The sequence below is a fragment of the Streptomyces sp. NPDC020845 genome (assembly GCF_044334165.1).
GTDB lineage: Bacteria > Actinomycetota > Actinomycetes > Streptomycetales > Streptomycetaceae > Streptomyces.
In genome coordinates this window covers 258,984-281,911 of the sequence record NZ_JBIRSJ010000006.1, presented here as the reverse complement: position 1 = coordinate 281,911, position 22,928 = coordinate 258,984, and the positions used below count along the sequence as shown (strand labels likewise).

The window sequence follows — 22,928 nt, the reverse complement described above, 5'->3', positions numbered from 1 at the left end:
TGCTGCGGGCACGCCCGGCAAGGGGCGCGCCATGGCCTCATGCTACTTATGAGTAACCATGGTGCCCAGCCCCCGCTCCGGGAGGGGCGAACGTCACACCCGGGAATTCGCCCTCCCGCCCACGCCGCGTCAGCTCACGCCGTCGTCGTCCCCAAGGCCGCCAGGAGGATCGGGGTGGTCTGCTCGATCTGCCAGGGGCGGGCGCCGTAGCCGTGCAGGACGGCCGCGACGGACTCGGCGGTCACCTCGGCCGGGGGCTCCCAGCACAGCCGGCGCACCGTGTCCGGGGCGATCAGGTTCTCCTGCGGCAGATTCAGCTGCTCGGCCAGGCCGGTCACCGCCGTACGGGCCGCCGAGAGGCGGGCCGCCGCGGCCGGGTCCTTGTCGGCCCAGGCGCGCGGGGGCGGCGGTCCGGCCACCGGCTGGCCCGGCTGGGGGAGTTCCGACTCGGGCAGGGCCCGCGCGCGGTCCACCGCGGACTGCCACTGCTCCAGCTGGCGGCGGCCCATACGGTGGCCGAAGCCGCCCAGCGCGCCCAGGGCGCGCGCGGTCGTCGGCAGGGCCAGCGCGGCCTCGATGATGGCCGCGTCGCCCAGCACCTTGCCCGGTGAGACGTCGCGGCGCTGGGCGATCTTGTCCCGGGCCGTCCACAGCTCGCGCACCACGGCCATCTGGCGGCGCCGCCGGACCTTGTGCATTCCCGACGTACGCCGCCAGGGGTCCTTGCGGGGCGGGGCGGGCGGGGCCGCGGCGATGGCGGCGAACTCCTGGTGGGCCCAGTCCAGCTTGCCCTGCCGCGTCAGCTCCTCCTCCAGCGCGTCGCGCAGGTCCACCAGCAGCTCGACGTCGAGCGCGGCGTAGTGCAGCCACGGGTCGGGCAGCGGGCGGGTGGACCAGTCGACGGCGGAGTGGCCCTTCTCCAGGGCGTACCCGAGGATGTTCTCGACCATGGCGCCGAGGCCCACCCGGGCGAACCCGGCCAGCCGGCCCGCTAGTTCGGTGTCGAAGAGGCGGCCGGGGAGCATGCCTATGTCGCGCAGACAGGGCAGGTCCTGGGTGGCGGCGTGCAGCACCCATTCGGCGTCGGCGATGGCATCGCCCAGGCCGGACAGGTCGGGGCAGCCGACAGGGTCGATCAGGGCGGTCCCCGCGCCGGCGCGGCGCAGCTGGACGAGATAGGCCCGCTGGCCGTAGCGGTAGCCGGAGGCGCGCTCGGCGTCCACGGCTACCGGGCCGTGGCCCTCGGCGAAGGCGGTGATGACCTCGGCGAGCGCGTCCGGGTCGGCGGTGACGGGCGGAATGCCCTCACGTGGCTCCAGCAAGGGGACCGGCGCCGAGGGGAGGTCGTCCGGGGGAGCGCCCCCGGTGGTTCGCAGTGTCGTCTCTGCTGCGGTCTCTTGGGCGTCGGTCACCTGTCAAGGGTAGCTGTGTACAGCGGGTACGCAGGGCGCCCGCCGACGGAACGTTCCGTCGGCGGGCGCCGGGCGTTGGATGGACGGTGGTGGCCTGGGCGGGAGCCAGGGGCTGTACGGGGTGTGTACGGGGTGTGTACGGGCTCTGTGCGGGGTCTGTGCGGGCTCAGGGGACGGGCGGGGCGGGGCTCAGTGGATGATCCCGGTACGCAGCGCGACCGCGACCATTCCGGCCCGGTCGCCGGTGCCCAGCTTGCGGGCGATACGGGCGAGGTGACTCTTGACGGTGAGGGCGGACAGGCCCATCGAGACGCCGATGGCTTTGTTGGACTGGCCCTCCGCAACCAGCCTCAGCACCTCGACCTCGCGTCCCGACAGCTCGCGGTAGCCGCCCGGATGTCCGGGGGCGCCCGGCGGGCGGCGGTGCATCCGGGCGGCGGCGCCGAGGGGGGCGGCACCGGGGCGGCCCGGGATGCCCAGGTTGGTGCGGGTGCCGGTGACGACGTAGCCCTTGACGCCGCCGGCCAGGGCGTTGCGTACGGCGCCGATGTCGTCGGCAGCGGAGAGGGCCAGCCCGTTCGGCCAGCCCGCGGCGCGGGTCTCGGACAGCAGGGTGAGGCCGGAGCCGTCGGGGAGATGGACATCGGCGACGCAGATGTCGCGGGGGTTGCCGATACGGGGACGGGCCTCCGCGACGGACGACGCCTCGATGACGTCGCGCACCCCGAGGGCCCACAGGTGACGGGTGACGGTGGAACGGACGCGGGGGTCGGCGACGACGACCATGGCCGTCGGCTTGTTCGGGCGATAGGCGACCAGGCTGGAAGGTTGCTCGAGGAGAACAGACACCAGGCCTCCTGGGGGGAAGTGGTGGGACGGGTCACCACGTCCTTCGGCACCGATACGGTCCGGCTTTAGGGAATGATCACGATTTGGTGAGTAACAATTCGGGCAATTAGGACGACTGATCGATCAAGCCTGATCAGCGAGCGCCCGCCGAGTGCTCGCCGGGGACGCGGCAGATGCTCGGCGCCGCGCTCAGCGGGGCTGAGGGCCGCGCCGCTGCGGCAGCGATACGACGCCCGCCTCGGCCGCCCCGACCGGCGGGAGCCCCGCGATCTGGCACAGCAGATCGCACCAGGCGGCCAGGTGCGCGCCGGTGTCGGGCACCCCGGCCGGTCCGTCGCCCGCGGCGAAGGGCCGCTCCGGCCGCCGGTGCTCGCCCAGGGCCGGTTCCGCTGCGGGTGGCTCCGCCGGCGTCCAGGAGGCGCGGATCTCGATCCGGGTCGACGGCTCGCGCTCCCCGATCCCGCCGAAGTAGTGCGAGCTCGCCCGGGTCACCGTGCCGCTCGGCTGCCGGTACTCGACCCCGCGCGCCTCCAGCGCACCGGTCAGCCACGACCAGCACACCTCGGGCAGCAGCGGATCCGCCGCCATCTCCGGCTCCAGATCCGCGTGCACCAGGGTGACCAGGCGGAACGTACCGCACCAGGAGTCGTGCCCGGCCGGGTCGTGCAGCAGGATCAGCCGCCCCTCGGCCAGCTCCTCGTCGTCGCCCCCCGAATCCGCCGGGTCCGCGGTGACGGCCGCCTCGAGCGCGTACGAGAACGGCGCGAGCCGCCGCGGCGGCGGGGTCGGGGAGAGCTCCACCTCGGGCCGCGGCCGTACGGCACACAGCCCGGCCACGGCATGCCGGAAGACGGCCGGGGCCCCTTCCCCGCCCGCCGCGTCCGCCCCGTCGGCGCTCCCGGCGCCATCAGCACCGTTCGAGAGGTGTCCTTGAACCGCTGCCATGCCCGGAAGACTAGGCGCATCGGGGGCCTCAACCGGGGAAGAACACCCGGGTTGGCGGGTCACTCGTTCGGCCCGTGCGAAGATTTGGGTCATGAGCGCCAACGAGCGGCCCTCGGGCCAACAGCAGACCGGCCGCACCGCGGCGAGCGCCACCGCCGACTCGGCCTTCCTGCGCGCCTGCCGACGTGAGCCGGTTTCGCATACTCCGGTGTGGTTCATGCGGCAGGCCGGCCGCTCGCTGCCGGAGTACCACAAGGTCCGCGAGGGCATCGCGATGCTCGATTCCTGTACGCGGCCGGACCTGATCACCGAGATCACGCTGCAGCCGGTTCGTCGCCACCATGTGGACGCGGCCGTCTATTTCAGCGACATCGTGGTCCCGCTCAAGGCCATCGGGCTCGACCTCGACATCAAGCCCGGCGTCGGCCCGGTCATCGCGGACCCCATCCGTGCCCGTGCGGACCTGGACCGGCTGCGCCCGCTGGACCCGGACGATGTGAAGTACGTCACCGAGGCGGTCGGGATGCTCACCGGGGAGCTCGGCGCCACCCCGCTGATCGGCTTCGCCGGCGCGCCCTTCACGCTCGCCAGCTACCTCATCGAGGGCGGCCCCTCGCGCAACCACGAGCGCACCAAGGCGCTCATGTACGGAGACCCCGAGCTGTGGGCCGATCTGCTCGACCGGCTCGCCGACATCGCCGCCGCCTTCCTGAAGGTGCAGATCGAGGCGGGCGCCTCCGCCGTCCAGCTCTTCGACTCCTGGGTCGGCGCCCTGTCCCCCGCGGACTACCGGGCCCGCGTGATGCCCGCCTCCACGAAGGTCTTCGACGCCGTGGCCGGATACGGGGTGCCGCGCATCCACTACGGCGTCGGCACCGGCGAGCTGCTGGGGCTGCTCGGCGAGGCGGGCGCGGACGTCGTCGGCGTGGACTGGCGGGTGCCGCTGGACGAGGCGGCCCGGCGGGTCGGCCCCGGCAAGGCGCTACAGGGCAACCTCGACCCGGCCGTGCTCTTCGCCCCGCGCCAGGCCGTCGAGGCCAAGACCGACGAGGTGCTGGACGCGGCCCGGGGCCTGGAGGGTCATATCTTCAACCTCGGCCACGGCGTGCTGCCCACCACCGACCCCGACGCCCTCACCCGCCTCGTGGAGTACGTCCACACCCGGACCGCCCGCTGAGCCTGCGCGCTCAGGTCTGCGCGCTCAGTAGCCGGAACCCGCACGGGGTCCCTCATCGTCTGGGAGACCATGAGGGACTTCCCTGCCATCACCGCCGACCGCGTCCGGGAACTGGCCGACCAGTGGGACGCCGTCCGCGAAGGCCGCTCCAAGGACGATGCCGACCGGCTCGTCCGCGACTGTGCCGAGCGGCTGACCGCCGAGCCCACCGGTGACCACGCCTACCTGTGGACGCTCGGCCTGCTGATGACGGCCGAACACACCGGCTGGCTCACCGGGGACGGCGTCGAAGGCGTCGCCCTGGTGGCGCTCGACGCCGCCGACAGCGCCCTGCGCGGCCACGCCTGCGGACATGAGCGGCACCCGTACGAGGACGACCTGGACGAGCGCCACGACCACCTGGCGCGGCTGCTGCCGCTGCTGCGCAACGGCAGGAGCGAGGCCGAGGACGGGCAGTGGCACGACGCGGCCACCAAGGAGGAGTGGCTGTGTCCGCGCAACATCGCCGGATACGCGCGCGTGGCCATCGACATCATCGACCCCGGCACCGTGGCCGACGTCCCGCCCCGGCTGCCCCTCATCGACGTACGGAAGGCCGGCCACCTGCGGTCGATCCTCTGGGACTACCCGCACGTCGACCCCGCGTACGAGCTCTTCGAGCACGCCGCCGCGCTGCGCGCCCACCCCGACGGCGACAGCCGCGCCGGGCTCGTGGTCATCCTGCGCGCCGCCTGCTGGTACGCGGTGAGCGGCCGGATCCGCGGCAAGTGGGTGCTGGACGAGATGATCGGCGCGCTCGAGGCCGTACTGCCGGGGCTCGGCGACGAGCCCTGCGCACACCGGGACGGCGAGCACCCCGAGACCGGCGACGACCCGGCGGCGCTGGCCACCGTGGGCGTCCATCTGCTCAGCCCCGGCGGGCGGGGCGTATACGAGCGGCGGGGCGGCATCGAGGGATGGCACACCTCCCTGGAGGGGTGGCTGTGCCCGGCTTTTCTCGCCGGGCTCGCCCGCGAGACGCTGGACCGGCTGCTGGCCGGGCGCGACAAGCTCTTCGGCAGCCGCGACACCGCCCACCTCGACGCCGAGTATCTGCTCGCCGACGGGCGGATCGACATCGACACCCTCACCACCACCTACCGGCAGTCCTGGGTCACCGAACACGACGAGCTGGTGCAGAACGCCGCGCTGTGGGCCGCCCGCCGGTACGCGGCCGGAGCGGGGTCCGGGTCCGGGTCCGGGTCCGGAGCCGGGGCCGGGGCCGGAGCTGGACCTGGGGACGAGCGGGAGCGGGCCGCCCTGCTGCTGCTCGCCTGCTGGGCGGTGGACGGGATGGCCGTCGACCTGCCGACCTCCGTGCTCGGCGTGCTGGAGGAGATCTTCGTAACCATCGACCTCGCCCCGCTGCACGAGCCGTGTCCGCACCCCGGGGAGCACCCCTGGCAGGGCCTGGAGCGCATCGCGGGCCGCGGATACGGCGTCGCGGGCAACCCCGACGCGCTGATCGGCGCGCATCTCAACCACTTCTGCGCGCCCGGGGACTTCGAGGCCCCCGACGAGCCGTTCGCCCCCGACGCCTGGAGCTGCCCCCGCCATCTGGCCGAGCGGGTCCGGGACGCGCTGGACGTCCTCTACGAGGTGAAGGAGAACGACGAGAACGGCGGCGCCTGACGGTACGACACGGCCTAGGGGCGCTGGACCTGCTCGCGGATCAGGTAGTACAGGACGGCGCTGGCGAGCATCAGAGCGCCGTCGATATAGACGGCGTGCGTCCAGGTTCCGTAGTGGTCGAAGAGGGTGCCGCTGAGCGCCGGGCTGATCACCGCGCCGATCTCGCCCACGAGGTTGAACATCCCGAAGGCGGCCCCGCGCTCGGCGGCGTCGACCACGTCGTTCAGCAGCGCGTGGGCCATGGGCTGCAGCGCGTTGAAGAACAGGCTGGTGACGAACAGAAGCACCGACATCACCAGCAGGGAGGGCGTCTCGTCGGCTTGGAGATAGGCGCCGAAGACCAGCACCAGCAACCCCTGGACCACCGTGAACGCGACCAGCAGCGGCCGCCGCCCCCAGCCCCGGTCCTTCGCCCGGTCCGAGAGCCAGCCGCCCGCGGGGAAGCCGAGGATGCCCGCGCCCGCGTTGAAGGTGGCGACCAGCGCGGCGTTCTGGAAGGAGCTGTGCGCGGCGTCGGCGACGATCGACACCGACCAGAAGCTGAAGAACCACAGGTTCCACATGACCGCGATGAAGGCGAAGCTGAGCAGCAGCGCGTTGCGGTTGCGGGAGACGGCGCCGAGCCGCGAGCCGCGCCGGGCGAAGATCGCCCCGATGAGGACGAACGCGAGCACGCACTCCAGGACGGCCACGCCCCAGCTCGGCAGCCCCGCCCCGTCGGCGATCAGATAGACGGCCAGCACCGCGGCGCAGAGCACCACGGAGATGCCCAGGAGCCGCAGCGCCGAGCCGGTCGCCCGCAGCGGGCCGCCGATACGCCGCAGATAGCCGGCCGAGACCACGCCGAACACCAGCGTCGCGCTGCCCAGGACCAGGAACGGCATCCGCCAGGCGTCCTCATGACCGAACACATCGGCGCCCCAGTCGATCAGATACGGGGCGCTGATGGTCGCGATCGTCAACCCGATGGACAGACCGGTGATCGCCACGCCCATCCCCAGGCCGGCCTTGGCGGGCGGGGTCCGCTGGGCGATCAGGGTGCGGTCGTTGGAGTAGAAGACGCCCTCGCCGAGCCCCGTCAGCACGCGCAGCACCACAAAGGCGATCAGCCCGCCGACCAGCCCGCTGGCGAGCGTCGCCACGCCCGCCCACAGCAGCGAGATCGCGAGCATCGCGCGGTGCCCGAAGCGGTCCCCGAGATAGCCGCCGGGGAACTGCGTCAGCATGTAGCCCGCGAAGAAGAGGCTGCCGATCAGCCCGCCGAGCGCGTGCGGATGGCTGGCGGAGCCCAGCATCCCGTGGTCGTTGTCGATGAGCCAGGTGACCACCGGGCCGGTGATGGTGCGGTCGGCGTACGAGAAGAGCCAGCCGCCGAGCAGCATGGCCCACAGGGTGTGATACGGCTTCCAGCCTCCGGACCCGGCTTCCGGCTCCCGGCCGGTGGTCGGTGCGGTCGCTTCGGACATGGCCTCAGGTCCCCCTCTGGGCGCAGCCGCGCGGCGTCAGCCGCTGATGTCACCTCGTGGGTCCGGCGTCGGTGGCGCGAGGTCGTGAGGTGCGTGTGGTGCTTGATGCTTGGTGCGAGGTGTCCCACAGCCTGTGGGCCGAATCGTGACGCTGCAAGGGGCGCGGTCGCACCCTTTCACCGACCGGAAGCCTCGGCGACGGGGGCTTGCCCCCAGGCGGCCGCGACGGTACGGGAGATGCCGTGCGCGGCCACCCGCACGGCCGGGATCAGCCCCGGCGCCCGCCCCTCGGCGGCCGGGACCACGACGGACAGCGAGGCCACCACCTCCCCGCCCGGTCCGCGCACCGGAGCGGCGACCGACAGCGCGTCCATGGTGATCTGCCGGTCGCTGACCGCGATGCCGGTGCGCCGCACCTCCGCGAGGGCGGACCGCAGCCGGGCCGGGTCGCGGATCGTCAGCTCCGTGAAGCGGCGCAGCGGTCCCGCGCACACCCGTTCGCGCAGCCGGTGCGGCCCGTACGCGAGCAGCACCAGGCCGACGCCGGTCGCGTGCAGCGGCCAGCGGCCGCCGACCCGGCTGCGCACCCGTACCGCGGAACGCCCGGAGATCCGCTCGATGTACACCACCTCCAGGCCGTCGCGTACGGCGAGTTGGACGTTCTCGTGGGTGGCCTCGTACAGGTCCTCCATGAAGGGCAGCGCCGCCTCGCGCAGCCCTACCCCGCGCGGCGACAGCGTCGCCACCTCCCACAGCCGCAGCCCGATGTGGTACGCGCCCGCCGCGTCCCGTTCCAGGGCGCCCCAGTCGGTGAGCACGGCGACCAGGCGGTGCGCGGTGGCCAGCGGCAGGTCGGCGCGGCGGGCCAGCGCGGTGAGGGACAGCGAGCGGTGCGTGGCGTCGAACGCGTTCAGCAGGGCCAGCACCCGGCCCGCGACCGAGCGACGGCCCTCCAGGGCGCGGGGGCCGAGGGGACGGGGACCCGGGGGACGGGGACCCGGGGGACTGGGCGCGGTCATGACAGCGGGAGACCGACGTAGTTCTCGGCGAGTTCGGCGGACGCGGCCGGGGAGGCGGCGATCCGCTCCAGCTGGGCCAGTTGCAGCCGCTCCTCGAACGGGGTCCGGTCCGGGTGCGGATGGAGGGTGTCGGTCATGAAGGCCGAGAAGCGCTCGGCCTGCCACACCCGGCGCAGACAGGTCTCGGAGTAGCGGTCGAGCAGTTCGGTGGAGCCGGTCTCGTGGTGCAGGGTCAGGGCGCGGGCCAGGGTGACCACGTCCGTGACGGCCAGATTGAGGCCCTTGGCGCCGGTGGGCGGCACGATGTGCGCCGCGTCGCCCGCCAGGAACAGCCGGCCGTGGCTCATCGGCTCCTGGACGTAAGAACGCATCGGGGTGACCGACTTGGCGGTGATCGGCCCGCGTTCGAGGGCCCAGTCCCCGTCGACGGCGAAGCGGGCGGACAGCTCGTCCCAGATCCGCTCGTCGGACCAGTCGGCCGGATCGGTGCCGGCCGGCACCTGGAGGTAGAGCCGGGAGACCTGCGGGGAGCGCATGCTGTGCAGGGCGAAGCCGCGCCGGTGGCGGGCGTAGATCAGCTCCTCGCAGGACGGCGGCACATCGGCCAGCACGCCGAGCCAGGAGTACGGGTAGTCGCGCTCGAACACCGCGGTGCGCTCGGCGGGGATCGCCCGGCGGGCCACACCGTGGAAGCCGTCGCAGCCCGCCACGAAGTCGCAGCTGAGCGTCTGTTCGCGGCCCTCGTGCCGGAAGCGGACGGTGGGCGTGGCGGAGTCGGGATCCTCGACGGCCAGGACCTCGGCCCCGAACAGCAGCGGTGGCCCGTCGGCGAGCTGGAGGGCGACCAGGTCCTTCACGACCTCCGTCTGGGCGTAGACCATCACCGACCGTCCGTCGGCCAGGGCCGGGAAGTCGATGCGGTGGGCGCGGCCCTCGAAGCGCAGCTCGATACCGCGGTGCGGCAGCCCCTCCCGGTCCATCCGCGCGCCCGCCCCGCACTCCCGCAACACGTCCACCGTGCCCTGCTCCAGGATCCCGGCCCGCTGGCGCGCCTCGACATAGCGGCGCTCGCGGCTCTCCAGTACGACGCAGTCCACGCCGGCTCGGTGCAGCAGACGGGCGAGCAGCAGGCCGGCGGGGCCGCCACCGATGATGCCGACGGTCGTGCGCATGTCATCGCTCCCTCTCGCTCTTGCTTTGGGGTTGTTCGCCTGATGAAACTTGGTTCATAATCTGGCTGGTGATGAGTCTCAGCGCGGCTACGCCGCCTGTCAATGCTGTCGGCGGTTTGGCCGGCGGTTCGGTCGGCCCTCTTGAGCGCGGCCTCGCCGTGCTGCGCGCGCTGACCGCCCTGTCCGCGCACGGCGCGGGACCGGCGGTCCGCCCCGGCGACCTGGTGCGCGCCACGGGGCTGGCCCGCTCCGTCGTCGACCGTGTGCTCGGCACACTGCAACAGCTCGGATATGTACGGCTGGACGGGCGCGAGGTGAGCCTGGCGACCCGGCTGATGGAGCTGGGCAACGCCTATCTCGCGGCCAGCGGACTGCCGGACGCGCTCCTTCCGTTCGCGGAGCGGCTGGCGGACTCCCTCGACGAGTCGGTCTCGGTCGCCGTCCCGGACGGCGACGGCGTGCGCTTCGTCGTCCAGGCCACCCGGCGCCGCACGATGTCCCTCGCCTTCCGTATCGGCGACCTCCTCCCCGCCGAACGCTGCGCCCCCGGCGCGCTGTTCGCCGCCGAATGGGACGAGCGCACCTGGGCCGACTGGCGCGCTCGCCGTGCCGCCGACCCCCTGGACGCCTCCTTCCCCGCCATCCCGCCCAGGCCGGGCCCCGCCGACGCCCCGGACCCCGACGCGTTCGCGCACCGCGCCAAGGCGGCGGCCCACGACGGCTGTGCCCTTGACGACCAGCTGATCGAGCCGGGTCTGGTGGCGGTGGCCGTTCCGCTCCGGGACCCGGCGGGGCGTATCGCGTGTGCGGTGAACGTGGTCAGCCACACCAGCCGCCACGACATCGCGTCCCTCAGGCGGACCGCGCTGGCCGCCCTGCGGGACCGGATCCCGGCGATGGAGGCGGCGCTTGCGGCGCCCGCGGAGGTCAGGCCGTCCCCGATCGGCGGGCCGCCCGCGGTCGGCGCCATCGGCGAGGATCCGGCCCGGCTGGCCAAGCGGCAGATGGGGGCGGGCTTTCTGCAGTCGCTCGCCCGCGGGCTGACCGTGCTGCGGGCGCTGGGCGAGCGGCCCCCGGGCGGCCCGCCGCCCCACGACGGCATGCCCCTCACCGCCGTCGCCGAGGCGACCGGCCTCGCCCGCGCCACCGCCCGCCGCTCCCTCCTCACCCTTGTGGAGCTCGGCTACGCCGCGACCGACGGAGCCCGCCTCTTCCGCCCCACCCCCCGCGTCCTGGAGCTCGGCTACGCCCCGCTCGCCGGGCTCGGCTTCACCGATATCGCGCGGCCGCATCTGCGCGAACTGGTCGGCGCCGTCCATGAGTCGGCGTCCCTGGCCGTCCTCGACGGCGGCGACATCCGGTACGTCGAGCGCGTGCCGACCGTCCGCATCATGAGCGTCAACATCACCATCGGCACCCGCTTCCCCGCCTACGCCACCTCCATGGGCCGGGTGCTGCTCGCGGGCCTGGACACCGACGCCCGCGCCGCGTATCTCGCCGACCTCGATCCGCAGCCGCTGACCCGGCACACCCTGATCTCCGTACCCGGGCTCGCGCGTGTCCTGGGCGGCGTGGCGGAGAGCGGATACGCCCTGGTCGACGAGGAGTTGGAGGAGGGACTGCGGTCCCTGGCCGTGCCCGTACGGGACGCCGACGGGCGCGTGGTGGCGGCGCTCAACCTCGCCGTGCACGCGGGCCGGGGCACCCCGGAGGACACCGTGCGCACCCTCCTGCCACCCCTGCGCACCACCGCCACCCGTATCGAGGCCGATCTGCATACGGCCTTCGCCCACCGCCCCCGCGGCCTGGTCGCCAGGCATCCGTCGGGGGGATGAGAGAGGTCTGAGAGAGTGGGGTCATGAGCGCAGCGAACGGCCGTACGGGCCATGTCGTGGTCGTCGGTGGCGGAATCTCCGGGCTCGCGGCCGCCCACCGCCTGCTGACCGGCGGGGCCCGGGTGACCGTGCTGGAGGCGTCCGGCCGGCTCGGCGGCAAGCTGTACGCGGGCGAGATCGCGGGCGTCCCCGTGGACCTCGGCGCCGAGTCGATGCTCGCGCGCCGCCCCGAGGCCGTGGACCTGGCGCGCGCGGTCGGGCTCGGCGACCGGCTGCAGCCGCCCGCGACCGCCACCGCCTCGCTGTGGACCCGCGGCGGGCTGCGGCCGATGCCCAAGGGCCATGTGATGGGCGTGCCCGGGGACCCGGCCCCGCTGGCCGCCTCCGGCGTGGTCTCGGCCGAAGGGCTCGCGCGGATCGCCCAGGAGCCCCAGCTGCCGCCGGCGGAGCTGGGCGAAGATGTCGCCCTCGGCGAGTTCGTCGCCGCGCGGCTGGGCCGGGAGGTCGTGGACCGGCTGGTCGAGCCGCTGCTGGGCGGGGTGTACGCGGGCGATGTGTACCGGACGTCGATGCGGGCCTCGGTGCCCACGCTCTTCGAGGCGGCCCGTACGCACGGCTCGCTGACCGAGGGCGCGCGGGCGCTCGCCGCGCGGGCCGCGGCGGCGCCGGCCGGCCCGGTGTTCACCGGTATCGACGGGGGGATCGGGCGGCTTCCGCTCGCCGTCGCCGACGCGGTGCGCGCCGCGGGCGGCGAGATCCGTACCGGCGAGCCCGTACGGGAGCTGCGCCCGACCGCCGCCCCCGGCAGCGCCGACAGTTCCGACGACCCGGGGGAGGGCCGGGGCCGGGTGGCGCGGTGGACGGTGGTCACCGAGCGTGGCGAGACGCTGGAGGCCGACGCCGTCGTGCTCGCCGCCCCCGCACCCGTCGCGGCCCGGCTGCTCGCCGCCGACTCCCCGGCCGCCTCCGCCGAGCTGGCCACCGTCGACTACGCCTCCATGGCGCTGATCACCATGGCCTTCCGCCGCGCCGACGTGGCCGAGCTCGCCCAGGGCAGCGGTTTCCTCGTGCCGCCCGTCGACGGCCACACCATCAAGGCCGCCACCTTCTCCAGCCGCAAATGGGGCTGGGTGGGGGAGGCCGACCCCGATCTCTTCGTGCTGCGTACCTCGATCGGGCGGTTTGAGGACGAGGCGGACCTGAGCCGTGACGACGAGGATCTGGTAAGGCTGTCGCTCGCCGATCTCGGCCAGGCCATCGGTCTGGCCGCGCGCCCGGTCGCCACCCGCGTGAACCGCTGGGAGGGCGGGCTGCCGCAGTACCCCATGGGCCACCTCGACCGCGTGGCCCGTATCCGCGCGGAGGTCGCCAAGCTCCCGGCGCTGCGCGTGTGCGGCGCGGTGTACGACGGGGTGGGCATCCCGGCCTGTGTCGCCAGCGCCCGTACCGCCGCCGATGAGCTGCTGGAACTGCTGGTCGCCACCCAGGCGCGGGGCGCCGGGCGCGGAGAGCGAGAATAGGGACCATGACTGCTGCATCCGCCCCCGAGACCGCCCCGTCCGGCAAGGTTCCCAACGCCGGTAAGAAGGCCAAGGACCTCAACGAGGTCATCCGCTACACCCTGTGGTCGGTGTTCAAGCTGCGCGACGTCCTGCCCGAGGACCGCACCGGCTACGCCGACGAGGTCGAGGAGCTGTTCGCGCAGCTCGCCGCCAAGGACGTCACGGTGCGCGGTACCTACGACATCTCCGGGCTGCGCGCGGACGCGGACGTCATGATCTGGTGGCACGCGGAGACCTCCGACGCGCTGCAGGAGGCGTACAACCTCTTCCGCCGCACCAAGCTGGGCCGGGCCCTGGAGCCGGTGTGGTCGAACATGGCGCTGCACCGCCCGGCCGAGTTCAACCGCTCGCACATCCCGGCGTTCCTGGCCGACGAGACCCCCCGCGACTACGTCAGCGTGTACCCCTTCGTCCGGTCCTACGAGTGGTATCTGCTGCCCGACGAGGAGCGCCGCGCGATGCTCGCGGACCACGGCAAGATGGCGCGCGGCTACCCGGACGTGCGGGCCAACACGGTCGCGTCCTTCTCGCTCGGCGACTACGAGTGGATCCTCGCCTTCGAGGCCGACGAGCTGCACCGGATCGTCGACCTCATGCGGCATCTGCGCGGCTCCGAGGCGCGTCGGCATGTGCGCGAGGAGGTGCCGTTCTTCACCGGGCGGCGCAAGGCGCTCTCCGAGCTGGTCGCCGGGCTGGCCTGACTCACCCAGGCCGGCCTGATCGGCGGCACCGCCCTCGCCGCGGCGCGGCCGCCGGTCACCAGGCCGCGGCGCCCACCGCCGGCGTCGCTTCCGCCACTGCTTCCCTTCCCGGTTCCGTTTCCGGTTGGGTTTCAAGGCCCGGCGGCGCCCAGACGCTGGGCTCGGGCGCCTCGCGCGGCGCGCAGGACACGGAGCGGCCCGGGGTCCGCCCGGTCAGCAGGTAGGTGTCGACGTACCTGTTGACGCAGTCGTTCGGGCCGCCCCACAGCCCGTGCGTACCCGCCCCGCGCTCGGTCACCAGCGATGAGCCCGGCAGCCTGCGCCGCAGCTCCTTGGCGCCCTCGTACGGCGTGGCCGCGTCCCGCTCGGCGGCCAGCAGCAGCACCGGCGGCGGCGTCCCGCGCCCCGCGCCGCCCCGGGGGCCCACCGTCAGCGGCCGCTGCTGGGGCGCGGACCAGTAGGCGCACGGCAGGTTCATCGCCACGTTGACCCAGGTCTCGAAGGGCGCGCGGCGGGCCAGGGCGCTGTTGTCGCGGTGCCATCTGGCCCAATCCCGTGGCCAGGGCGCGTCGTTGCACTGGACGGCCGTGTAGACGGCGTTGCCGTTCTCCTCGGACGCGGCCTGGGCCGGGTCGGGCGCGGCCAGCGCGACCAGGGGCCCCTCGTCGCCGCCCAGATAGGCGGCCAGCGCGTGCGCGCTCATATCCCAGAAGGCGTCGTTGTAGATGTTGCGCGAATAGGCGTCCTGGAGCTGCGCCGTGCCCACCTTCCCGCCCGCCGGGCGGCGCGCCAGCCGCCGCCGGGCCTTCTCGTACGAGGCGGACACCTCGGCCGCGGTGTCTCCCAGGTGGTAGACGTCGTCGTACCCGGCGGCCCAGCGGCGCCAGTCGCCCCAGCGCCCCTCGAAGGCCAGCGACTGCTTCAGGTTGTTGCGGTACCAGATCTGCCGCGGATCGGGGTCGACCACGCTGTCGAAGACCATGCGGCGCACATGGTGGGGGAAGAGCGTGGCGTAGACCGCGCCGTAGTACGTGCCGTAGGAAGCCGCCGCGAAGTTCAGCCGCGTCTCGCCGAGGGCGGCGCGCAGCACATCGAGGTCGCGGGCGTTGTTGAGGGTCGTGTAGTGGCGCAGCGCACCGCCCGCGCGGCGGGCGCAGCCGTCCGCGTAGGCCCGGGCCCGCTTGATCATCGTCCGCTTGAAGGCGGCGGAGGGGTGCACGGGGAAGTTCGTCGGCGACTTGGCGAAGGCGGCCGGGTCCGCGCAGGACAGCGGCGCCGAGCGGCCCACCCCGCGCGGTGCGTACCCGACGAAGTCGTACGCCTCGGCGGCCTTCCGGAACCCGGCCACACTGGCGTACGCGGGGAACGCCATACCGGAGGCACCGGGCCCGCCCGGGTTGTGGACCAGCGCGCCCTGGTGACGCTCCCGCGGGCCGGTGGCGCGGAGCCGGCTGACGGTGAGGGACAGCTGGGTGGAGTGGGGGTGCGCATAGTCCAGGGGCACCTCGAAGGTGCCGCACCGGGCGGCTGCGGGCAGCTCCTCGCCGGGCGCGCAGCGGCCGAAGTCGATGCCGCGGGCGGCGGCGCGCCGGGCGGCGACCGCCACGCCCCGGTCCTCGGCGGTGTCGCCGTGGCGGACCCGGGCGGTGGCGGTCGCGGCGGTGGCGGCGGGCGCCGGGGCGGCGAGCAGCGCGGCCATGGCCAGGGCCAGGGACAGCGGCCCGAGTACGCCGTACAGCGGTACTGCTCTCACGGGCCGTCCCCTCGTATTCCGTTCGTCTTCCGTCGTCGCGTTCCGCTTGCGGTTCCGCACGACGGGTCATTCCCTGACGAAAGGGATACTTGGGGTGGTGGTCGGCCATGTAAAGCACCGTGCCGAGGTGTCGGGGTCAATGACCCCAATGCGCCTTGAAGGCCGCGCGCAGCGCGGGATCGGGGAGGGCCGAGGCGCCGTGCAGCGCGAGCAGGGTCAGGAGCTCGGCGTCGGCGCCCTCCCGGCCGTACGCGCCGACGCCGCCGACACCGCCGCCCCGGCCGAAGGCGGGCCGGGCGGGCCGTGGCCGGGGCGTCTCGATCCGGCCCAGCAGCTTCTGCCCGGCGGGCGAGGCCCACCGGGTGTACGGATGCGCCTCGACGCGGGCTATCGCCAGGCAGCCGAGGGTCAGCAGCAGCGGCAGCGCGAACCACGCCGCCGCCTTCTCCCGCCCCGGCTCAGGCTCCACGATCAGCAGCGCCGCCGCCGCCATGAGCAGGACAAGACCGGCCGCCGCCCGCACCTGACGGACCGCGGCCGCCACGTTCGTACGCGCCGCCGCGGGCACCGCGAGCCCGGCGGCCACCAGCCGGTCGGCGAGCGCCCGAACCGGCGCCGCACCGGCGAGCGCGGCCCGCACCGGAGGGACGGGCGACTGGCCGTGCGGGCCTATCGCGGCGATGACGGAGCGCTCCAACTCGTCCTGGCCGTCCGGGTCGACCACCGTGACCCAGCCGGTGTGCGCCAGCAGCAGCCGGCGCTGCCGGTCCATCGCCACCAGGGCCAGATCCCCGACCCGCTGCGGACCGCCGGACAGAAACGCCGTCTCGTACAGGCTCAAGGCCCGGCGGCCGGCCCCGGCGCCCTCGGGCTCCTGTGCGGCGGCGACGGCGGCCGCGCACAGCCGGGCGCAGGAGGCGACGGCGGCGGCACAGGCGACGAGCAGGAACAACAGCCAGAGCATGGCCGATTTGTACTCGACCCGGCCCGCCTTACGCCAGGGCATTTCAGCAGATGAACGCGGTGAAGCGGCGAATACGGCGAACACCGCGAACGCGGCCGGTCAGCCGCCCCCGCAGCCGCCGCCCCCGCCGCCACAGCCGCCCCCGCCACCGCAACTGGAGCCTCCGCCGCAGCTGGAGCCACCGCTCCCGCCCCCGCAGCTGGAGCCGGAGCTGCCCCCGCAGCTGGAACTGCCGCAGCTGGAGCCGCCGCCCCCGGAGTTGCCGCACCACGAGCTGTTGTTCCCGCAGGACCCCGAGGACCCTGAGGACCCCGAGGAGCTGGACGAGGAGGACGAGGAGGACGCGGAAGACCCGGCTGAGGCCGTCGCGGCGGCCTGGGCGCGGTGCGCCTCCAGCAGGTGGTCCCGCAGCAGTTCGTCGGCGGCCAGCGCGCCCACCCCGGCCAGCGCGACGGTCTCGGCCACCGACGCCATCCGCGCGCCGGTCCGGTACGGGGTGCCGTCCTGCGGCTCGGTCGATACGTAGGCGAGGTCCTGCCGGTACGCCGCCAGTGCCCGCTTCCCGGCCGCCGTGATCCGCTTCCTGTTCGCTGCGCCGCAGATGACGCCGACCAGGAAGCCGCCGAACAGCGCCGGGAGGATCCTGAAGATCAGCGGAAGCCCGCCGTCGTACCCTCCCGAGTCCTCCACGGAGGTTCCCCAGATGCCCAGGAACACGCCCGCGACCGCGGCGACGGTCTGGGCGGCGGCCAGGCGCCGCCAGAAGTTGATCCGCTGCGGCCGCACCAGCAGCCCGCGCTCCGCGAGCCGGTCGCCGATCGACTGCACCGCCGGATGGCGCATCAGCTCCGAGCGCAGCAGGGTGAGTCCGCCGTGCGGTGCGCGCGAGTGCACCTCGAGCAGCGCCTGCTCCACCGCGTTGCGGGCGACCGGCTGCCGTACCGAGACCACCCCGGGGCCGCCCACGGCCAGCCGTCCGTCGGTGTGCATCGCGCAGATCACCGTGTCGGCCACCCGGGCCGGGCCGGCCTCCAGGAAGGCGGCCTCCAGCAGATCGTGTGCGCGGGCGTCCGCCACCGGGCCGCCCGCGCGTCGGGCACGGACCGTACCCGTGATGAGCGCCGCCGACGACGCGGCGAACGCCAGATAGACCAGTTCCGTCTTCATCTCCATCACCTTCCGAGCAGCGCGCGTCGGGCGGCCCGTGCCAGGCGCGCCGCGGGGCCGGGGCGTACCGGAGCGGGCCCCGACCGCTCCCGCCACCACTGCGTCAACTCCCGCCGCGCCGCGGGGTCCTCGGGCCGCTCGGCGGCCAGCAGATGCTCGGCGAACGCCAGGGCGTCGCGGCGGTAGCCGCCGGTCATCGGGCGGCCCCGCGCATAGGCCAGAAACGCCGGGCGGTAGTCCGCGCCCAGGATCCGCGGCAGCTCGGGGGCGACCTTCCCGACCACATCGGCCCGCTTGGCCGCCAGCGCCCGGCTCTGCACCCCCAGCCGCCGCCGGTCGAACCCCTCGGGCGCGGGGGCGCCCGCGACCAGCGAGGACAGCAGGGACGTCTGGGCGAGCGCGATCCGCTCCCGGGCGCCCTCCACCGCCTGCGGCGCGGACACCGACCCGGCCGCCACCAAAGCCACCTGGGCCACCTGGGCCACCTGGGCCACCTGGGCCTCACGGGCCACCTGGGCCTCACGGGCCTCGGGGATATCGCGGGTCTCAAGGGCCTCAGGAGCCGCCTTGGCCGTCACGGCCCGGATCGCGTCGAGTTCGGCCGCGAGCTCGTCGCCCGCGGGGAAGTTCTCGTCGCGCTCCAGCAGCACGCCGGGCGGCGTCGTACGGGCGCACAGCTCGGCCAGCACATCGAGCACCGGCTGGGTCACCGGGTGGGCGTGGCTGTCGTGCCACACCCCGTCCCGCTCGACCCCGCCCGCCACATGGACATAGGCGATGGCCGAGGTCGGGAGCTCGTCCAGGGCCGCGGCCGGGTCCTCGCCCCGGTTGACGTGGTTGGTGTGCAGATTGGCCACGTCGATCAGCAGCCGTACGCCCGTCCGCTCGACGAGCTCGGCGAGGAACTGCCCCTCCGTCAGCTCCTCGCCCGGCCAGGCGATCAGCGCCGCGATGTTCTCCAGGGCCAGCGGCACCGGCAGCGACTCCTGGGCGATGCGGACGTTCTCGCACAGCACGTCCAGCGCGTCGCGGGTGCGCGGCACGGGCAGCAGATGCCCGGCCTCGGCCGTCGGCGAGGCCGTTCGCGGGCCGCCCGCCCGTACGAACGCGATGTGCTCGGTCACCAGGGGTGAGCCCAGCGCCTCCGCCCGCTCGGCGAGCGCCGCGAGCCGCCCCGCGTCGGGCCGCTCGGCGCCGCCGAGGCCGAGCGAGACGCCGTGCGGGACAACCGTCGTCCCCCGCTCCCGCAGCCGCTCCAGCGCGTCAGGGAGGTGGCCCGGGCAGATGTTCTCCGCCACCACCTCCACCCAGTCGATGCCCGGCAGCCGCTCGATGTCATCGGCGATCTCCGGGCGCCATCCAATGCCGGTTCCGAGGCACCTCATGGCTTCCCCCTCCTCGTCCGTCCCCTCGTCTGGGGGTGATGACCCCGCTGGAGAAGGACGAACCCAGCAGCGGTGCGGTTCAGAGGTTCATTTGAGCTTCGGGGGTTCACGCTCAAGTCCCGTGTGAGTCGCGCGTGAGTCGTGTGTGCCGCGCGTGATCCGCGTCGCGGAATATCATCACTGTTACAAAAATTTGGTGCTCTGAGGCGACAGATGTTCGGAAAGCGTCATAGGGTCGTGTCGTCTTCGGGGGGGACGGACCATCAGATCTTTGGCCGCGCCCCGCGCGCGGATCGTGGGGGACACGTGCAGGGCAGCAACAACGCTGGGGGCAGACACCGCCGTAAGGCACCGAGCCGCAAGGCGCCGATCATCAAGGCGCCCAACATGCCGAGCCTCAAAGGGCGTTCGACCTCGAGGTGGTGGACGCTGCGCCGCTGGGCCGTGCGCGGTGCCAGGCTGGACTACCCCCGCGCGGGCAGGCGCGGCCCCCTGCGCTGGCTGCCCTCGTGGCGGCAGATGGCCATGCTTTTTCTGTTCTGCGTCGGCGGTCTGACGGGTGTGCTGAGCTATATGTATCTGCAGACCGACATCCCGGATGACCTCAACGACTTCGCCACCCAGCAGGATAACGTCTATTACTGGGCGGACGGTACGGAAATGGCCCGTACGGGACCCGTCAACCGGCAGGAAGTCCCGCTCAAAAAGGTCCCGGAGAAGGTGCAGTGGGCGGTGCTCGCCGCCGAGAACGCCAGCTTCTACTCCGACAGCGGGGTTTCGCCGAGCGGTGTGATGCGCGCCCTGACCCGGATGGTGACGGGGGGTGAGACCCAGGGCGGTTCCACCATCACCCAACAGTATGTGAAGAACGCCTATCTGAATCAGCAGCAGACATTCTCCCGCAAGCTGACCGAGATGTTCATCGCCATCAAGCTGGACGACAAGATGAGCAAGGAGGACATCCTCGAGCGATATCTCAACACCAGCTGGTTCGGCCGCGGCACCTATGGCATTCAGCGGGCCGCCTACGCCTATTACGGCAAGGACGTCTCCCAGCTCAACCCGAGTGAGGGCGCCATGCTGGCGTCCCTGCTCAAGGGCGCCGGGACCTTCGACCCCACGATCAGCGCCAAGAACCACCGCCGGGCGGTGGACCGCTGGAAATGGGTCCTGGACCGGATGGTCCAGATCGGCAAGCTCTCCAAGTCCGAGCGGGCCAAGTACACCAAATTCCCGGAGCCCAAGGCGCCCCCGAAACCGGAGGGGCTGACCGGCCAGGTCGGCTATCTCGTCGAGACGGCGAGGGCGTATGTGTCCTCCCACACCGACATATCCGACGCCGATTTCGATCTGGGCGGCTATCAGATACACACCACCTTCGAGAAGCCGAAGGTGAATGAGCTCGCCAAGTCGGTGGACAAGATGCGCGCCGGCCTCGACCCGAAGGGCCGCAAGGAGGACCGGTACGTACGGGTCGGCGCCGCCTCCGTATCGCCGGACGGCCGTATCGCCGCGCTCTACGGCGGCCCCGGCTATCTCGAACAGGGCTTCAACGACGCCAACGCCTCCACCGTCCCGGCCGGCACGTCCTTCACACCCTTCGTCTACGCCGCGGCCCTGCGCGACGGCGTCCAGCTCGAACGCGACGGCGCACGCACCCCCGTGTCCCCGACCAGCGTCTACGACGGCAACGACAAGGTGGCGGTGCGCACGCCCGAGGGCCCGTACTGGGACCGCGGCGGCCAGATCGTACGGGGCAGGAACGACGGAGACCGCTCGTGGGGGCAGGTGACCCTGCGGCAGTCGATCGTGGATTCGATCAACACCCCGATGATGCAGCTGGGCATGGACGTGGGCCTGGACCGGGTGCGCAAGGCGTCCATCGACGCGGGCCTGCTGCCCAGCAGCTTCGGCGCCCGGGTGCCCGCCTTCTCGCTCGGCACGGCCACCCCCAGCTCCATCCGCATGGCCAGCGCCTACGGGACCTTCGCGGCCGGGGGCCGGCACACCCCGCCGTACTCGGTCACCGGGCTCACCCACCAGGGCGAGCGGGTGCCCCTCGAAAAGCAGCCCGCGACCCGGGCGTTCAGCCCGGAGGTGGCGGCACAGGTGGACGACGCGCTGCACGGGGCGGTGCAGGGCGGAACCGCGCGGTCGGCCGCGGCGGTCGGCTCCGATGTGGCGGGCAAGACGGGTACCGAGCAGGACAACACCTCGTCGTGGTTTGTGGGGTATACGAAGGAGATGTCGACGGCCGTGTCGCTGTCGCGGGTGGATCCCAAGACCCAGGAGCTGCTGCCCCTGGACGGACTCGGCGGATCCGGCACCACCGGAACCTCCGGGGCCACCGGAACCTCCGGAACCCCGGGGACCACCGGAACTCCCGGGGTCCCCGACGCCGTCGGCGGCGCCACCTCGGGCACCGGCACCGGATCCACCTACGCCATCGACATCTGGACGCGCTATATGAAGGCCGTCACTCCGCCTTCGTGAAGGTGGACCAGTCGGGCGCCTGCGCCGGATCCAGCGTGCGCAGCTTCTCCAGGACCTTCGGGTCCTGGGCGTCCAGCCAGTCCGCGAGCTGCTTGAACGAGACGCATTCGACGCCCTCGCGGGGGCATACGTCCCGCATCACGTCCTCGATGGCCTGCATATAGATGCCGCCGTTCCAGGTCTCGAAGTGGTTGCCGATGAACAGCGGCGCCCGGCTGCCGTTGTAGACGCGCTCGAAGCCGTTCTTATAGCCCTCGCGGGTCAGCCGCTCCCACTCCGGGTACTTCGCCGGATCGCCCTCGGTGCTGTCGCCCGACTGGTTGTAGAGGAAGTTGAAGTCCATCGAGAGGACCTGCTTCTCGCTCTCCGGATAGGGCACCAGCTGAAGCGGGAAGTTCCAGATCCCGTCGATCTTCGACGGCCAGATCTGGAAGTCGCCGGGCGAGCTCGCGTCGTACCGCCAGCCCATGGACTTGATGGCCGGGATCAGGTTCTTCTGCCCCTCCAGGCACGGCGCCCGGCCGCCCACCAGCTCCTCGTCGTAGTCGAAGGGCAGCGGGGCCACATCGGTGAAGCCGGTGTTGGTCTTCCAGTTCTTCACAAACGAATACGCCTGCTCGGTCTCGCTCTTCCACTCCTCCGTGCTCCAGTCCTCGCCGCCCTTGGCGCCGCAGAAGTGGCCGTTGAAGTGGGAGCCGATCTCGTTGCCCTCCTGCCACGCCCCGCGCAGCTGCTCCAGCGTCTCCCGGATGTGCTCATCGGTCGGGTAGGAGATCGCGGCCGAGCCCCGCCGGTGCTGCGGCGGCTGGTAGAGGTCGCTCTTCGACTTGGGCAGCAGATACATGCCGCTCAGGAAGAACGTCATCGTGGCGTCGCTCTCCTTGGCCACGTCGCGGAAGTGGGAGAAGAGGTGGTCGCCGTTCTCCAGGGCCCCGTCCCAGGAGAAGACCACGAACTGTGGTGGTTTCTCCCCGGGTTTCAGCCTCTTGGGCTTGAGCTGCTTGGGCTGCGGCCCGGTGTACGAGGTGGAGCCGTCCCCGAGCACCTTGACCTTGCCGTCCCAGTCGGCGTACTTGCTCTTTTTCTTCTTGGTGCCGGGGGCGCCCCCGGCCGGCGCGGGGGACGCGCCGGCCACCGGCGCCTTCTCCCCGGGCGAGCCGTCCGCCTCGCCGCCCGGCAGCACCGCGAGCAGAACGGCGACGACGACACCCACGGCGACCAGGGCACCCACGGGGCCCGTCACTCCATAGGCGTTCCTCGGCTGTAACGCCTTCAAAGCCTTCAAGGTCTTCAGCCCCTTCACGGGTCCCGCCCCCTGAGACAAACGTACGGCTCACCAGTATCACCGAAGAATTAC

17 protein-coding genes are annotated in these 22,928 nt (G+C 73.0%); 6 read left to right on the top strand and 11 right to left on the bottom strand.

The annotated features are described in order from the left end of the window. Positions 1-134: 134 nt before the first annotated feature. The 3 genes from ACH4U7_RS17020 to ACH4U7_RS17010 all read right to left on the bottom strand — a co-directional run bounded on the left by ACH4U7_RS17020 (position 135) and on the right by ACH4U7_RS17010 (position 3,206). Positions 135-1,412, bottom strand: coding sequence for an HRDC domain-containing protein (locus tag ACH4U7_RS17020; protein ID WP_398528693.1), 1,278 nt, complete (start codon positions 1,410-1,412; stop codon positions 135-137). 189 nt (positions 1,413-1,601) lie between these two features. Then, entirely contained in the window at positions 1,602-2,261 is a 660-nt protein-coding gene (locus ACH4U7_RS17015; protein WP_398528692.1) for a LuxR C-terminal-related transcriptional regulator, read from the bottom strand. A 189-nt stretch (positions 2,262-2,450) separates the two neighbouring features. Then, positions 2,451-3,206, bottom strand: coding sequence for a DUF3000 domain-containing protein (locus tag ACH4U7_RS17010; RefSeq protein WP_398528691.1), 756 nt, complete (start codon positions 3,204-3,206; stop codon positions 2,451-2,453). A 91-nt stretch (positions 3,207-3,297) separates the two neighbouring features. Between ACH4U7_RS17010 and hemE the strand changes: the two genes are divergently transcribed. Together hemE and ACH4U7_RS17000 are read left to right on the top strand one after the other, a co-directional pair. After that, complete coding sequence (hemE, locus tag ACH4U7_RS17005) at positions 3,298-4,383, top strand: uroporphyrinogen decarboxylase (RefSeq protein WP_398528690.1); 1,086 nt, start codon at positions 3,298-3,300, stop codon at positions 4,381-4,383. Between the two features lie 69 nt (positions 4,384-4,452). Continuing rightward, positions 4,453-6,054, top strand: a complete 1,602-nt coding sequence (locus tag ACH4U7_RS17000) for a hypothetical protein (protein WP_398528689.1) — start codon at positions 4,453-4,455, stop codon at positions 6,052-6,054. A gap of 14 nt (positions 6,055-6,068) precedes the next feature. Here ACH4U7_RS17000 and ACH4U7_RS16995 read toward each other — a convergent pair whose 3' ends face one another. The 3 genes from ACH4U7_RS16995 to ACH4U7_RS16985 form a co-directional block, all read right to left on the bottom strand. After that, positions 6,069-7,520 (bottom strand): MFS transporter, encoded by a 1,452-nt coding sequence (locus ACH4U7_RS16995; RefSeq protein ID WP_398528688.1) that lies wholly within the window; start codon positions 7,518-7,520, stop codon positions 6,069-6,071. A 176-nt stretch (positions 7,521-7,696) separates the two neighbouring features. Then, on the bottom strand, positions 7,697-8,539 hold the full coding sequence (locus ACH4U7_RS16990) for an IclR family transcriptional regulator (protein ID WP_398528687.1): 843 nt from the start codon (positions 8,537-8,539) through the stop codon (positions 7,697-7,699). Then, complete coding sequence (locus tag ACH4U7_RS16985) at positions 8,536-9,711, bottom strand: 4-hydroxybenzoate 3-monooxygenase (protein WP_398528686.1); 1,176 nt, start codon at positions 9,709-9,711, stop codon at positions 8,536-8,538. The genes ACH4U7_RS16990 and ACH4U7_RS16985 overlap by 4 nt, the downstream gene beginning before the upstream one ends. A 71-nt stretch (positions 9,712-9,782) precedes the next feature. On the opposite strand from ACH4U7_RS16985, the gene ACH4U7_RS16980 reads away from it, so the two are divergent. Genes ACH4U7_RS16980 through hemQ form a run of 3 tightly spaced genes read left to right on the top strand, consistent with a single transcriptional unit; the run spans position 9,783 to position 13,809 of the window. Beyond that, positions 9,783-11,546, top strand: coding sequence for an IclR family transcriptional regulator C-terminal domain-containing protein (locus ACH4U7_RS16980; RefSeq protein ID WP_398528954.1), 1,764 nt, complete (start codon positions 9,783-9,785; stop codon positions 11,544-11,546). A gap of 23 nt (positions 11,547-11,569) precedes the next feature. Next, the gene (hemG, locus tag ACH4U7_RS16975; RefSeq protein ID WP_398528685.1) at positions 11,570-13,066 is read left to right on the top strand and encodes a protoporphyrinogen oxidase; all 1,497 of its coding nucleotides are present in this window, start codon (positions 11,570-11,572) and stop codon (positions 13,064-13,066) included. A 5-nt stretch (positions 13,067-13,071) separates the two neighbouring features. Next, positions 13,072-13,809, top strand: coding sequence for a hydrogen peroxide-dependent heme synthase (gene hemQ / locus ACH4U7_RS16970; protein ID WP_398528684.1), 738 nt, complete (start codon positions 13,072-13,074; stop codon positions 13,807-13,809). A 55-nt stretch (positions 13,810-13,864) separates the two neighbouring features. Here the strand turns inward: hemQ and ACH4U7_RS16965 are convergent, their stop codons facing one another. From ACH4U7_RS16965 to ACH4U7_RS16950, 4 genes are all read right to left on the bottom strand, one after another. Then, positions 13,865-15,562: an alpha/beta hydrolase gene (locus ACH4U7_RS16965; RefSeq protein WP_398528683.1), complete on the bottom strand. Its 1,698-nt coding sequence runs from the start codon at positions 15,560-15,562 to the stop codon at positions 13,865-13,867. A 136-nt stretch (positions 15,563-15,698) separates the two neighbouring features. Further along, positions 15,699-16,526, bottom strand: a complete 828-nt coding sequence (locus ACH4U7_RS16960) for a TIGR04222 domain-containing membrane protein (RefSeq protein WP_398528682.1) — start codon at positions 16,524-16,526, stop codon at positions 15,699-15,701. Between the two features lie 99 nt (positions 16,527-16,625). Beyond that, complete coding sequence (locus ACH4U7_RS16955) at positions 16,626-17,693, bottom strand: TIGR04222 domain-containing membrane protein (protein ID WP_398528681.1); 1,068 nt, start codon at positions 17,691-17,693, stop codon at positions 16,626-16,628. A gap of 5 nt (positions 17,694-17,698) precedes the next feature. Next, positions 17,699-19,078, bottom strand: coding sequence for a DUF692 domain-containing protein (locus ACH4U7_RS16950; RefSeq protein ID WP_398528680.1), 1,380 nt, complete (start codon positions 19,076-19,078; stop codon positions 17,699-17,701). 387 nt (positions 19,079-19,465) lie between these two features. On the opposite strand from ACH4U7_RS16950, the gene ACH4U7_RS16945 reads away from it, so the two are divergent. After that, positions 19,466-21,571: a transglycosylase domain-containing protein gene (locus ACH4U7_RS16945; RefSeq protein ID WP_398528679.1), complete on the top strand. Its 2,106-nt coding sequence runs from the start codon at positions 19,466-19,468 to the stop codon at positions 21,569-21,571. Here the strand turns inward: ACH4U7_RS16945 and ACH4U7_RS16940 are convergent. Then, the gene (locus ACH4U7_RS16940) at positions 21,555-22,814 is read right to left on the bottom strand and encodes a hypothetical protein (RefSeq protein ID WP_398528678.1); all 1,260 of its coding nucleotides are present in this window, start codon (positions 22,812-22,814) and stop codon (positions 21,555-21,557) included. The two genes, ACH4U7_RS16945 and ACH4U7_RS16940, sit on opposite strands and share 17 nt — an antisense overlap. Positions 22,815-22,928: the final 114 nt, after the last annotated feature.

Excerpts from the sequence above, each read along its gene's own strand:
- ACH4U7_RS17010 (WP_398528691.1), bottom strand. The coding sequence starts at position 3,206 with ATGGCAGCGGTTCAAGGACACCTCTCGAACGGTGCTGATGGCGCCGGG.
- hemE (WP_398528690.1), top strand. The coding sequence starts at position 3,298 with ATGAGCGCCAACGAGCGGCCCTCGGGCCAACAGCAGACCGGCCGCACC.
- ACH4U7_RS17000 (WP_398528689.1), top strand. The coding sequence starts at position 4,453 with ATGAGGGACTTCCCTGCCATCACCGCCGACCGCGTCCGGGAACTGGCC.
- ACH4U7_RS16995 (WP_398528688.1), bottom strand. The coding sequence starts at position 7,520 with ATGTCCGAAGCGACCGCACCGACCACCGGCCGGGAGCCGGAAGCCGGG.
- ACH4U7_RS16990 (WP_398528687.1), bottom strand. The coding sequence starts at position 8,539 with ATGACCGCGCCCAGTCCCCCGGGTCCCCGTCCCCCGGGTCCCCGTCCC.
- ACH4U7_RS16985 (WP_398528686.1), bottom strand. The coding sequence starts at position 9,711 with ATGCGCACGACCGTCGGCATCATCGGTGGCGGCCCCGCCGGCCTGCTG.
- ACH4U7_RS16980 (WP_398528954.1), top strand. The coding sequence starts at position 9,783 with ATGAGTCTCAGCGCGGCTACGCCGCCTGTCAATGCTGTCGGCGGTTTG.
- hemG (WP_398528685.1), top strand. The coding sequence starts at position 11,570 with ATGAGCGCAGCGAACGGCCGTACGGGCCATGTCGTGGTCGTCGGTGGC.
- hemQ (WP_398528684.1), top strand. The coding sequence starts at position 13,072 with ATGACTGCTGCATCCGCCCCCGAGACCGCCCCGTCCGGCAAGGTTCCC.
- ACH4U7_RS16960 (WP_398528682.1), bottom strand. The coding sequence starts at position 16,526 with ATGCTCTGGCTGTTGTTCCTGCTCGTCGCCTGTGCCGCCGCCGTCGCC.
- ACH4U7_RS16955 (WP_398528681.1), bottom strand. The coding sequence starts at position 17,693 with ATGAAGACGGAACTGGTCTATCTGGCGTTCGCCGCGTCGTCGGCGGCG.
- ACH4U7_RS16950 (WP_398528680.1), bottom strand. The coding sequence starts at position 19,078 with ATGAGGTGCCTCGGAACCGGCATTGGATGGCGCCCGGAGATCGCCGAT.
- ACH4U7_RS16945 (WP_398528679.1), top strand. The coding sequence starts at position 19,466 with ATGCCGAGCCTCAAAGGGCGTTCGACCTCGAGGTGGTGGACGCTGCGC.